The organism is Streptococcus ferus DSM 20646, assembly GCF_000372425.1.
Lineage (GTDB): Bacteria > Bacillota > Bacilli > Lactobacillales > Streptococcaceae > Streptococcus > Streptococcus ferus.
Window position 1 is genome coordinate 132,490 of sequence record NZ_AQVD01000004.1, and the last position, 12,412, is coordinate 144,901.

Annotated in this window: 14 protein-coding genes, 1 rRNA gene and 1 pseudogene; all 16 read left to right on the forward strand. The window is 39.4% G+C overall.

All coding sequences use genetic code 11. The features are described 5' to 3' along the window. The first annotated feature begins 237 nt into the window (after window positions 1-237). A complete protein-coding gene (gene abiGI / locus A3GY_RS0107180) occupies window positions 238-1,134 on the forward strand; it encodes an abortive phage resistance protein AbiGI (protein WP_018030744.1) in 897 nt (298 codons plus the stop codon). Further along, window positions 1,134-2,336 carry an abortive infection system toxin AbiGii family protein gene (locus A3GY_RS0107185; RefSeq protein ID WP_018030745.1) on the forward strand — a complete coding sequence of 401 codons (1,203 nt, stop codon included), beginning with the start codon at window positions 1,134-1,136 and terminating at the stop codon, window positions 2,334-2,336. The genes abiGI and A3GY_RS0107185 overlap by 1 nt, the downstream gene beginning before the upstream one ends. Beyond that, entirely contained in the window at window positions 2,326-2,607 is a 282-nt protein-coding gene (locus A3GY_RS0107190; RefSeq protein ID WP_018030746.1) for a hypothetical protein, read from the forward strand. The genes A3GY_RS0107185 and A3GY_RS0107190 overlap by 11 nt, the downstream gene beginning before the upstream one ends. Window positions 2,608-2,928: 321 nt before the next feature. After that, window positions 2,929-3,285 carry a hypothetical protein gene (locus A3GY_RS09940; RefSeq protein ID WP_026161975.1) on the forward strand — a complete coding sequence of 119 codons (357 nt, stop codon included), beginning with the start codon at window positions 2,929-2,931 and terminating at the stop codon, window positions 3,283-3,285. A 105-nt stretch (window positions 3,286-3,390) separates the two neighbouring features. Beyond that, complete coding sequence (locus A3GY_RS10300; RefSeq protein ID WP_156092927.1) at window positions 3,391-3,531, forward strand: hypothetical protein; 141 nt, start codon at window positions 3,391-3,393, stop codon at window positions 3,529-3,531. Then, a pseudogene (locus tag A3GY_RS0107205) lies at window positions 3,503-3,730 on the forward strand (TipAS antibiotic-recognition domain-containing protein); the annotation flags it as partial. The gene A3GY_RS10300 and the pseudogene A3GY_RS0107205, both read left to right, overlap by 29 nt. A gap of 142 nt (window positions 3,731-3,872) precedes the next feature. Beyond that, the gene (locus tag A3GY_RS0107210; protein WP_018030748.1) at window positions 3,873-4,283 is read left to right on the forward strand and encodes a peptide deformylase; all 411 of its coding nucleotides are present in this window, start codon (window positions 3,873-3,875) and stop codon (window positions 4,281-4,283) included. A gap of 145 nt (window positions 4,284-4,428) precedes the next feature. Further along, window positions 4,429-5,217 carry a hypothetical protein gene (locus A3GY_RS09945; RefSeq protein WP_018030749.1) on the forward strand — a complete coding sequence of 263 codons (789 nt, stop codon included), beginning with the start codon at window positions 4,429-4,431 and terminating at the stop codon, window positions 5,215-5,217. 354 nt (window positions 5,218-5,571) lie between these two features. Continuing rightward, entirely contained in the window at window positions 5,572-6,288 is a 717-nt protein-coding gene (locus A3GY_RS0107220) for a YebC/PmpR family DNA-binding transcriptional regulator (protein WP_018030750.1), read from the forward strand. Window positions 6,289-6,384: 96 nt separating this feature from the next. After that, window positions 6,385-6,729: a DUF6568 family protein gene (locus A3GY_RS0107225; protein WP_018030751.1), complete on the forward strand. Its 345-nt coding sequence runs from the start codon at window positions 6,385-6,387 to the stop codon at window positions 6,727-6,729. A 97-nt stretch (window positions 6,730-6,826) separates the two neighbouring features. Beyond that, the gene (yajC, locus tag A3GY_RS0107230; protein ID WP_018030752.1) at window positions 6,827-7,171 is read left to right on the forward strand and encodes a preprotein translocase subunit YajC; all 345 of its coding nucleotides are present in this window, start codon (window positions 6,827-6,829) and stop codon (window positions 7,169-7,171) included. A gap of 110 nt (window positions 7,172-7,281) precedes the next feature. Beyond that, on the forward strand, window positions 7,282-8,031 hold the full coding sequence (gene uppS, locus A3GY_RS0107235) for an undecaprenyl pyrophosphate synthase (RefSeq protein WP_026161976.1): 750 nt from the start codon (window positions 7,282-7,284) through the stop codon (window positions 8,029-8,031). A gap of 12 nt (window positions 8,032-8,043) precedes the next feature. Continuing rightward, a complete protein-coding gene (locus tag A3GY_RS0107240) occupies window positions 8,044-8,838 on the forward strand; it encodes a phosphatidate cytidylyltransferase (RefSeq protein ID WP_018030754.1) in 795 nt (264 codons plus the stop codon). A gap of 23 nt (window positions 8,839-8,861) precedes the next feature. After that, window positions 8,862-10,124 carry an RIP metalloprotease RseP gene (rseP, locus tag A3GY_RS0107245; protein ID WP_018030755.1) on the forward strand — a complete coding sequence of 421 codons (1,263 nt, stop codon included), beginning with the start codon at window positions 8,862-8,864 and terminating at the stop codon, window positions 10,122-10,124. Between the two features lie 30 nt (window positions 10,125-10,154). Further along, window positions 10,155-12,005: a proline--tRNA ligase gene (locus A3GY_RS0107250; protein ID WP_026161977.1), complete on the forward strand. Its 1,851-nt coding sequence runs from the start codon at window positions 10,155-10,157 to the stop codon at window positions 12,003-12,005. Window positions 12,006-12,238: 233 nt separating this feature from the next. Beyond that, window positions 12,239-12,412: ribosomal RNA gene (locus A3GY_RS0107255) — 16S ribosomal RNA — on the forward strand; the annotation flags it as partial.

Sequence of the window (12,412 nt, forward strand, 5' to 3'; positions counted from 1 at the left end):
ACAAAAAATGAAAAAATAAAAGTTTTTGTAATGGAGTACGAAAAGTGCTCTTTGTTTTAATAAAAGGTAGGTTAATTTTGTTTAAATACATAAGCACTTTCTAAGTCATCACTAGGCAAAGGCATGTTTAGTAGGAAATTACTTGTGGAAGATACTGACTAATGATAGACAAATCATGGTATAATGATAAGCAAACGGATAAAGGTTTTCAAGAAGTAAACTTTGGAAGAGAATTTAATGTCAGAAAAAAGAAATTATCAAGCTAAAAAAATATTAGATCATGTTGAAACTAATCACTCAAAAATAACAGCTAATGCACTATTTAATTTTATGAAAGAGTACTCTTTTTTAGAAAACATTTTGCTAAATATGTCAATATCTCCCCGATACTACCCTGAAGATATTAGTTATTTAAAATTAAAATATAATTCGAAAGACTTAACTGAGTGGTATATTCCTATGACTTGCTTTTGTGATATACCATTGCATCAAATCAGCTATCATGCGGAGGGAAATCCATTGTCTCCTGAGGACAAAGGGTATGGTAAATTTTCAATAGCATTTCATAAAAATTTTGGTATCAAAAAAGGAATCCAACCAATTCACTATTTAAATGAAGAATCTATTAATGTTGAGGAACTAACCAATGCAATGAATTTATTGTTAAGTCAAGATATTGAAGGGTCAAGTAAAGGCTCTAAAATTAATGATATTTTGACAAATTTTATTTTTGAATATATTAGAATCATCAAGCCCTACTATGGTCAGATGAAGCGCAGGGATAAAGATGGGAATATCCAAGAAATAAACAAGAATTTTCAAGATGAGCATGAGTGGCGGTATATACCCAAACTAGAACCAAGTGAACTTCCGTTAATGTTAATTGATGATGAGGATATTCTTGCAGAAAAAGCAAATAATTTTTATACCGATAGTATACCGTTTACGACTAAGGGAGTGTTGAGTTTTGATGTTGATGATGTAAGATATATATTTGTTGATACTGTCCAAAATAGAAATAAATTAATAAAATTTATTAGAGGGAAGCGAAAAGAAAGACGACTTTCTCCTGAAGAAAAGGATATTCTAATCTCTAAAGTAATGGTATATGATGAATTAAAGGAGGATTGGTGATGGCGGTTTCAAAGTTTAACTCCGTCTTTTCTAAAAAGAATTCCAAAACAATTAAAGCACCAAGCGCTCTAAAAAAGAAATTAAATTTGAATGCCCCTAAAGGATATTCTTATGAATTGATGGAAGGAACTGAGGATATGTATGTCCTGCGATCAAAAAAAGATCGTAAGGAAAATAGTTTTCAAGTCAGGATTAAGTTCCCATTGGAATTTGAAGGAATGAAAATACAGAACATTAATGAATTAGTTGAAGCTATGTATAGGACTCAAAAAGCATTTAATTTAGATGAACCGCTTCAAAATGATCCTCCTACAATCATTCATTTAGGTAGCTCTGGTGTAACAAAACAGACTATGTATCCAGTAGAAAGGTTTCCTGAGCTAGAACCGTTAGAAATAAAAGTTGGTGAACTGGAAGTCTCTTTACCTATTGAAAGAGTCCCGTATCCAAGTTTAACAGAAAGAAAAATTGTCTCTGATAGAAATCATTTGATTGATTTAGAGCTAGTATTAAATGAAAAATCAGGTGAAATACATTTAGAAGTTAGTCTTAACTATGAGAATTTAATAACTTTAAATAGTTATTTCAACAATATAGATATTATTCGCTCCTTCTTTAAGTCTGGTATAGAAATATTTAACAAATCATTGAAACCAAATAAGGCAAAAATTGAGGTATTTGAAAAAAATCATAATTTTTTAGAAGCACTTAAGCAAATTCAAGATTATTTTTCTGTTTCATTCGATTTTCCACAGAAAATAGATAATGATGATATCTATTTTACAAAGATACTATTTGAATCTTTTGTAAATAGAAGAATGGTATCAATTAAAAATAAAAATCAGATTAGTTTTTCATTTGACAAAGAGAAATTCAATTCATCCGAACATAGTTTGGAAAAAGGAGCTAAACTAGGTGTTATTATTCCGGGAGAATTGACATTACAGATATTTGGTGCTGAACTAGAATTTTTGGAATATAGTATTTACCCAAATATGATTTTTAAAAATATAGTTGATGACAAGCAAGATGAATTACAAGTGATATTTGAACTTCCTGAGGGTAGCAGACATTTTGTGATGTATTCATTAGATTCTAGGGACGATTTTGACATGTCAGCAAAAGGTCAAGAACTATTCAAATTAACAGATAATGCTATTGCTATTGAAAATATTGATTTTTCGATATTGGGTGAAAAATAATATTGTCAGTCGTCATCTGAGCACACAAGACAGCTTAGAAAATAAGTTTGAAAACTTTAGTGACTTAACTCCAGACGAGCAAGATATTGTCCGTTATATGTATAATTTTGGTGAGAAGATGATGACTAAGAAGGTTGTTGAACTAACAGGGAGAAGTAGACATCATATTGGAAAAGCTTTGCAACGATTGACTGAAGTTGGTATCTTAAACTGGTATGGAATTAGTAAAAATAATAGAAATCAGTATTGTAATCTTGTTCTTTATAAGTAAAATGCAGTAATCGTATGTGATTAAAATTAACAAGAGCAAAACAAAGCTCTATTTTTGATGATTTTGGAGGGAAGGACTTGAATGAAAATTTTGATACAATAACAATTGGTTATTATAATGAATTTGTTAAAGCTTTGAAAACGAAAGGGAACCTTACTAAGAATTATAATATATAGCAACAGAGGTAGCGGCTTTGTTGGACGGGATTATCATTTCCTTTTAAAAAGAAAATGATGTCAAAAATAATACTTCCAACCATTCTTGCTTCTTTACTCAATTTTGTTTTGATTTGGGAAACACCTAAGAGTAAGAACCAGACTGGTGGAGGCAGGGCGCTCTGACTTTTTTGGTCTGGTGATTTTTATCATCAGCATGCTGTCTTTAAATATCGGTTTGTCAAGTGCACAAGGAAAAGGTCTCCTTCATCCTCAGACCTTGGGCTTGTTCGCTCTTATGATTATTGGTTTTATAGCTTTCTACTTTGTTGAAATTCGCAAGGAGGCGAGCTTTATTGACTTTAGTCTCTTTCGGAATAAGTATTATCTAGGTGCGGCTCTGTCTAACTTTTTGTTAAATAGCGTAGCTGGAACTTTGATTGTTATTAATACTTATATGCAGCAGGGACGCGGTTTGTCTTCCCGATTTGCAGGAACCATGTCCTTAGGCTATCTTATCTGAGTTTTGATTACCATATTCGTATTGGTGAGAAATCACTGAAGTATTTTGATGTTCGCAAGCCAATGATTTGGGGACTTAGCTGTACTCTGGATAGGTATTGTTTTTATGACACTTGTTGGTGTGCAGGGAATAGCTTGTTTAGTATTAGTTTTTATTGGCTATGCTGTTTTTGGCATTGGTTTTGGGAACTATGCAACGCTGTCAACCGACATGGCTATTTCGACGCTTGAAGGACTTGGAGGCTGATGATCCCAAAGTTCAGAAGCAGGTGGGAGTTCTTAAGGATTATATCAGTCAAAATTTCTATGAGTGTACAAACGAAGTTTTAGCTGGTCTGGGGCAAATGTACGCTGTGGATAACCGTTTTAGTCAGTTTATTGATCAAGCAGGCGGTCAGGGAACAGCAGTCTTTGCAGCTCAGGCGATTGCTATTTATTGCCGGTAAAAGAGCCCTATGAGGTTAAAGCATCAGCTTTAGCCTTATAGTTATGCAAATTCTAACGAATTTGATTTCTATGGTCTCTAGTCACAGTGTTTCCTTATTATAAAATCTGTTATACTAATTATAAAAAACCAAAGGACAAGTTATGATTAGACCTATCGTAAAAGATACCTTCTTCCTGCAGCAAAAGGCAGAGCTAGCCACCAGAGATGATTTCGCTGTCGGTCAGGATTTGCAGGATACCTTGGCGGCCCATAAAGATAACTGCCTTGGCATGGCAGCCAATATGATTGGTATTAACAAACGGATTATCATTGTTTCCATCGGCTTTACCGACCTTGTCATGTATAACCCTGTCATGACAGCAAAAACACAGCCTTATCAGACAGAAGAAAGCTGTCTGTCGCTTGCTGGCAGCAGAACGACCAAGCGCTATCGCGAGATTACCGTCACTTTTTATAACCAAGAATGGCAGAAACAGACGCTGGTGTTTACTGGCCTTTCTGCCCAAATTATTCAGCATGAAATGGATCATTTGAATGGTGTTTTAATCTGAGTGAGAGCCAATCTTCTCATCCCTATGATTATCATCGGCTATTGAAATGGAAGAAAACTTGTAATACAATAAAGAGCAATAGGAAAGTTTACTTTCCTATTTTGATGATTAAAAAATAGGTTCAATGTTAAGAAAGTAGGAAGTTATGGACAACCAAACCCGAGAAGAGTTACTGGACAATTTGCTCTACATGTATGGTTCTCTAAGCGCAATAGACAATTTAAATGGGCAGATTGCCGATATTGAGGATTATTATCAGACAGAGATCACCAAAGAAAAGGAAGACAATAAGCCTTTGACCTTGGCCCTGGTTCTCGGTCCTCTTGCGGGGATTATTGTTTTTGGGTACTATGAGATGGTATACCTGCATGATATTTTAGGAACAGGAGGGATTATTTCGAAAATTGCTGGGATTATCCTATCTTTAGTGCTTTCTCTATTTTTTGCTGCGGTGGGAGCCCTTATCGTTTTTGTGGTGACCTTTCTTCTTCTGACACTTTTTAGATATGGCAAGAAGAAGCAAAAGGAGCGAATCGCGCGTCTTGAAAACGAATGGGCTAACCATAGACGGATTGCAGAACTGCAAAGTGCTGTGACTAATCTTGAAAATGAGCCCTACTTTTTACAGATGAAGGCCTTCATCCCTCAAAATTTTTTCAATGCCACAGACGTAGCTGGCATATGGGAATTGATCAATGACCTGCGTGCAGATAATTTTAAAGAAGCAGCAAACCTTCTGCGCACCCAACAGCATCAAATGAGGACCGAACAAAATCAAGAGCAGCTGATTCAGAACATGCAAAAAATTGAAACGCAGTTAGAGGACATGACCGAGGAGCTCAGAAAGTCAAACGATATCTTGCTTGACGTTGAACTAAATACAAGACGTACAGCTTTATTGACAGCCTTCTTATTAATGAAGCCTAGAAAGTAAGATTTTCAAGTTTATTGCTCTGGACAGAGAATTTTTGAAATCAAAATCCAGTTTGACTGCTGTCGTTCAACTGGATTTTTAACATGCTTCAGTCTATTAAACGAAAGCCTGCTATTGACTTTTCCGTTGTCACTGATAAAAGGTGCATTCCTGATTTTTTGAAGATGGTTGTTTTTCCATAAATGGACTTGAAGACACCGATACTCTTATTTTACAGCCTTTGGTCAAAGTGCTATAATGTTAAAGGTATTGTAATAGCTCTGCTATTTTCAGCCGTTTATTTAATCAGGTATCCTGCGGATACGATTTAAAAATAATTGGCTTGAATGATTAAATAAGAAAAAGGAGATTCCCATGGGACGTAAATGGGCCAATATTGTCGCTAAGAAAACCGCTAAAGATGGTGCTAACTCAAAAGTTTATGCCAAGTTTGGTGTTGAAATCTATGTTGCTGCCAAGCAAGGTGAACCAGATCCAGAATCAAATTCAGCTTTGAAATTTGTCTTGGAGCGTGCCAAACAGGCACAGGTACCAAAGCATGTCATCGATAAGGCTATTGATAAGGCTAAGGGAAATACAGACGAAACCTTTGTGGAAGGCCGTTATGAAGGCTTTGGACCGAACGGCTCAATGATTATTGTAGATACTCTGACATCAAATGTTAATCGTACAGCTGCCAATGTTCGTTCAGCTTATGGTAAAAATGGGGGGAACATGGGAGCTTCTGGATCGGTTTCCTATTTATTTGATAAAAAAGGCGTCATTGTCTTTGCAGGAGAGGATGCGGACAGTATTTTTGAGCAATTACTGGAAGCTGATGTTGATGTCGATGATGTTGAGGCTGATGAAGGGACGATTACGGTCTATACGGCGCCAGCAGATCTTCATAAGGGAATCGAGGCTCTCCGAGCTAATGGTGTTGAGGAATTCCAAGTGACCGAACTGGAGATGATTCCGCAATCTGAGGTCACGCTTGAGGGAGATGATCTGGACACCTTTGAAAAGTTAATTGATGCTCTTGAAGCCGATGACGATGTGCAGAAAGTTTACCATAATGTCGAAGGAATGTAAGAGAAAGCCCCAAGGGGCTTTTTATGTTAGATGTTTGAATTATAACCCGAAAAGGTCTAAGATAAGATTATAATATTAAGAATGAGGAGAGTAATGATGACAGTATTTGCCGAAGCAATTAAACCGTTTGCGCCCCTTGCAGCAACAGAAGCGCAGGCCAAAATTGATCAGGGGGAAGATTTGATTCTTTTTATTGGTCGCTCAACCTGTCCTTATTGCCGCAAATTTGCTCCAAAATTGAGCGGGGTTGCCAAGGACAATGGATTGGCAGTTTCCTTTATTGACAGTGAGGCTTCATCAGACGCTGTCGCTATCCAAATGCTGCGTGACCGTTACGGTGTGGCGACAGTTCCGGGCTTGCTTGTTGCCAAAGGCGGACAGGTCAAAGTCGTCTGTGATTCGTCCTTGTCAGAAGAGGCTATTCTGGATTTTGTAAGCTAAGCTGAGGGAGTTCTGGACGGAACTCCCTTGACTTGCTTTCAGTCGCTATTTTTGCTATAGTATGGAGTGACTTTATAACATAATTAAGGAGAAACGAATGCCCTATTCTAGTATTATTATCATCGTCGTGTTTATCGGAATGATGTTTTTCATGCAACGTCAGCAAAAAAAGAGAGTTCAAGAGCGTCAAGATCAAATGAACAGCCTCCAAAAGGGGGATGAAATTGTGACCATCGGCGGTCTATATGCCATTGTTGACGAAGTGGATACGGCCAATCAAAAGATTGTCCTTGACGTTGACGGTGTCTACCTTACCTATGAACTAGGAGCCGTTAAGTCAGTTATTGCCAAAGGCGGCCAAGCTAGCGACGCTACTGAGACAGACGATGCCATCGAAACTGAGGATAACACTTCAGACAGCCAAACAGCGATTGAAGAATAAGAAAAGGAACCTTGGTCAGAAGTGATTGAGGTCTTTTCTTCCTCGGACCTATTTTTATAAATAGTTGAATTATGATAAAATAGATTAACTAATTGAGTTTTAGGAAAGTTATGTTTAAATTAAGAAGAAGACAAGAAGAAGTCCGCATGGACAAGATACCTCATCATATTGCCATTATTATGGATGGTAATGGCCGCTGGGCTAAAAAACGGATGAAGCCGCGTGTCTTAGGGCATAAGGCAGGAATGGATGCCCTTCAGGATGTGACGATTTCAGCCTCCAAATTAGGTGTCAGGGTTTTGACTGTCTATGCCTTTTCCACGGAGAATTGGAGCCGCCCCAAAGAAGAAGTCAAGTTCATTATGCACCTGCCTGTTGAGTTTTTTGACAAGTATGTCCCTGAACTTCACAAAAATAATGTCCGCATTCAGGTCATTGGGGAACACAATCGCCTGCCGAAGGAAACTTTAGATGCTTTGGAGCGTGCCAAAGAGTTGACCAAACACAATTCAGGTCTTGTCTTAAATTTTGCTCTTAACTATGGGGGGCGAGCTGAAATTACAAATGCTGTTAAACTGATTGCTCAGGAAGTTCTAGATGCCCGTCTTAATCCCGGGGATATTACAGAGGATATTATTTCAGACTATTTGATGACCAATAATCTCCCCTACCTCTACCGTGACCCTGACCTTATTATCCGAACCAGTGGTGAAATACGCCTTAGTAACTTTTTACCTTGGCAATCTGCTTACAGTGAGCTGTATTTTACAAAGACATTATGGCCAGACTTTGGTTCTGAAGATCTTCATCAGGCAATTATTGAGTACAATCGTCGACAGCGTCGATTTGGCGGCATTTAGAAAGAGAGACTTATGCAGAAACGTGTTATTTTCGGAGGAGCTGCGCTGGCGATTTTCCTCCCCTTCCTACTTGTGGGAGGTTTGGCCTTCCAACTTTTTGTCGGTCTATTAGCGATGATAGGTGTTTCAGAAATGCTGAGAATGAAGCAGCTGGAAATTTTCTCTTTTGAAGGCGTGTTAGCCATGCTAGCGGCCTTTGTTCTAACGGTTCCGCTCGATCATTACTTGACTTTCTTACCACTTGATGGCAGTTTCACAGCCTTTTCGTTAATTGTTTTGCTGATTTTAGCGGGGACAGTTCTAAATAGCAGTGTCTATTCATTTGAAGACGCGGCCTATCCGCTTGCGTCCAGTCTTTATGTGGGAATTGGCTTCCAGAATTTGGTTAATGCTCGCATTGCTGGTTTGGACAAGGTTTTTCTAGCCCTATTTATCGTCTGGGCAACGGATATTGGCGCCTATATGATTGGCCGTCAATTGGGGCAGCGTAAGCTGATGCCGGCGGTTTCCCCCAATAAAACCATTGAAGGAAGTTTAGGCGGTGTAGGCTCAGCAGTTCTGGTTGCATTACTCTTCATGCTCTTTGACAAAAGTGTCTACGCTCCTCACAACTTCTTTGTGATGTTAATTTTAGTTGCTGTTTTCAGTGTTTTTGCTCAATTTGGTGATTTAGTCGAAAGTGCTATTAAGCGTCATTTTGGTGTCAAAGACTCAGGGAAACTTATTCCAGGCCATGGCGGCATTTTAGATCGGTTTGACAGTCCTATCTTTGTTTTTCCAATCATGCATTTCTTCGGCCTCTTCTAATCCAATACTAGAAAGGTTCCTATATGTCAGGACTCTTAACCTTTATCATTATTTTTGGCATTCTTGTTGTGGTTCATGAATTTGGACATTTCTATTTTGCTAAGAAATCTGGCATCTTAGTCAGAGAATTTGCAGTTGGTATGGGGCCGAAAATTTTTGCACATACAGGGAAAGACGGCACAGCCTATACGATTAGACTTCTGCCCCTCGGTGGCTATGTCAGAATGGCAGGCTGGGGCGATGATGATTCTGAAATCAAGGCAGGCACACCTGCTAGTCTGACTCTTAATAGTGAGGGAGTTGTCACTCGTATTGATCTTTCGGGTAAGCGTCTGGATAAAACCAGTCTCCCGATGACAGTGGTCTCCTACGACTTAGAAGATAAGTTAGAAATTTCGGGTACCGTTCTGGATGAGCCCAAGACCTATTCTGTTGATCACGATGTGACTATTGTTGAGGAAGATGGGACAGAAGTACGTATTGCGCCGCTTGATGTTCAATACCAGAATGCAAGTATTTGGGGCCGCCTCATAACCAATTTTGCAGGTCCGATGAATAATTTCATTTTGGGGATTCTAGTTTTTGTTTTAGCTGTCTTTATCCAAGGTGGGGTGCAAAATCTTGAAACGAATCAGGTTAGGGTTATCCCCGATGGGGCTGTTGCCAAAGCAGGTCTTAAAAACAACGAACGCATCCTGCAAATCGGAGACCAAAAAGTGACAGACTGGGAGAGTCTATCTCAGGCTGTCGATCTTGAAACTAAGGATTTTGACTCAACAGAGACGCTCTCTCTTGTGGTCCAAGGAGCATCGGGCAAACGAACCCTCTCTGTAAAACCTCAAAAAGTTCAAGGCCGATATACCTTAGGGGTTACCCCGTCAATTGAGTCTCTTGGTGTTCTGGGCAATATCCAAGCAGGTATCCGAATCGCTTGGGAGAGAACGTTCGCCATCTTAAATGCACTAAAGAATTTGATTTTACAGCCAGATTTGAATAAATTAGGCGGTCCGGTCGCCATTTACCAGATGAGCAACACCGCCGCGCAGCAAGGTTTTCTGTCAAGTTTGCTTTTAATGGGAATGCTGTCAATGAACCTAGGGATTTTAAACCTTATTCCCATTCCAGCCCTTGACGGTGGAAAGATTCTAATCAATATTATCGAAGCCATCCGTCGGAAACCGCTGAAACAAGAAACAGAAACCTATATTACACTTGCAGGCGTTGCTATCATGGTCATCTTGATGATTGCGGTGACTTGGAACGATATTATGCGAGCCTTTTTCTAAATTGATTTTGTAATGGAGTGACTTTTAAATATGAAACAAAGTAATATGTTGATTCCAACCTTAAGAGAGATGCCGAGTGACGCTCAAGTGATTAGCCATGCTCTTTTAGTGCGGGCAGGTTATGTTAGGCAAGTATCGGCAGGAATCTATTCCTACCTTCCTCTTGCAAATTATGTGATTGAAAAGCTGAAGACGATTATGCGGGAGGAGTTTGAGAAGATAGGTGCGGTTGAAATGCTGGCTCCAGCACTATTGACAGCTGATCTTTGGAAAGAGTCTGGCCGTTATGAAACTTACGGAGAGGATTTGTATAAGCTGAAAAATCGCGAACAGTCTGATTTTATTTTAGGGCCGACTCATGAAGAGACCTTTACAGCTCTTGTCCGCGACTCAATCAAGTCTTACAAACAGCTGCCTTTGAACCTTTATCAGATTCAGCCTAAATACCGTGATGAAAAACGCCCGCGTAATGGTCTTTTACGAACGCGTGAATTTATTATGAAAGATGGTTACAGTTTCCATGCCAATTATGAAAGCTTGGACAAAACTTATGAGGACTATCGTAAAGCCTACGAAGCCATTTTTAACCGTGCCGGCCTAGATTTTAAAGCGATTATTGGCGATGGCGGTGCGATGGGAGGCAAGGATAGTCAGGAGTTCATGGCGATTACTCCTGACCGAACAGATTTGGCCCATTGGCTGATTTTGGATAAGTCAATCACTTCTATAGAAGAAATTCCACAAGATGTTCTGGCAGCTATCAAAGAAGAACTTGCTTCATGGCTAGTTTCAGGCGAAGATACCGTTGCTTACTCCAGTGAGTCGAGTTATGCTGCTAATCTTGAAATGGCAACTAACGCGTATAAAGCTAGCAGCAAGGTTGTCTCACAGGAGGAAATTAGACGAATTGAAACGCCCGATTGCAAGACAATCGACGAAGTGGCTGCTTTCTTGGACGTTGACGAATCTCAGACCATTAAGACCCTGCTGTTTATCGCAGATGACGAACCTGTTGTGGTTCTTTTGGTCGGCAATGATCAAATCAATGATGTCAAACTGAAGAATTACCTGGGAGCTGATTTTTTAGAAGCAGCTAGCGAAAAAGAGGCTGAACTTGTTTTTGGAGCGCACTTTGGTTCGCTCGGGCCAGTAAATCTTCCTGAAGGCACTAAGATTGTGGCGGATCGTAAAGTTCAAGACTCAGCCAATGCTATTGTCGGTGCCAACGAGGATGGCTATCATTTAGCAGGCGTTAATCCAGGACGTGATTTCCAAGCAGAATATGTGGATATTCGTCAGGTTCGCGAGGGAGAAGTATCTCCTGACGGCCAAGGAATCCTAAAATTTGCTCGTGGTATTGAGATTGGCCATATTTTTAAACTGGGAACACGTTACTCTGACAGCATGGGAGCTCAAATTCTGGATGAAAATGGACGTTCCTTGCCGATCATCATGGGGTCATACGGTATAGGTGTTAGCAGAATTCTTTCAGCAGTTATTGAACAGCATGCTAGAATTTTTGTCAATAAAACAGCTAAAGAGGAATTTCGTTTTGCATGGGGAATCAACTTCCCTAAAGAACTAGCACCATTTGATGTTCACCTCATCACCGTCAATGTCAAGGATACGGATGCTCTATCCGTAACCAAAACAGTCGAGAAAATATTAGAGGACGCCAATTACTCTGTTTTAACAGACGACCGAAATGAACGGGTCGGTTCAAAATTTTCTGACAGTGATTTAATTGGCCTGCCTATTCGTGTGATTGTCGGTAAAAAGGCGAGTGATGGCATTGTAGAAGTGAAGATTAAATCTACTGGAGATACAATAGAAATCAATGTTGATAATCTCCTAGAAACCTTATCTATTCTAAATCCCTAATCTCAGACGAAGTACTTATGTAAAGAAAATCTCACCTTTTGGTGAGATTCTTCAAAAACGAAAAAAAGTAGTTGACAAAGGGAGGAGTAGGTGCTAGAATATAATAGTTGTCTCCGTAAGGAGAAAGCCCTTTGACAACTGAACAAGACGTTAAGTGCGGGTTACAGAAGTAACCTGTCAATGAAGAAACAATAAAACGGAAGAGCTAGTGATAGCTTGAGTTTGATCAACTTTTATCAGAGAGTTTGATCCTGGCTCAGGACGAACGCTGGCGGCGTGCCTAATACATGCAAGTGGAACGCATGATGGATACCGGAGCTTGCTCCACCATTCATCATGAGTCGCGAACGGGTGAGTAACGCGTAGGTAACCTGCCTTTTAGCGGGGGATAACTATTGGAAACGATA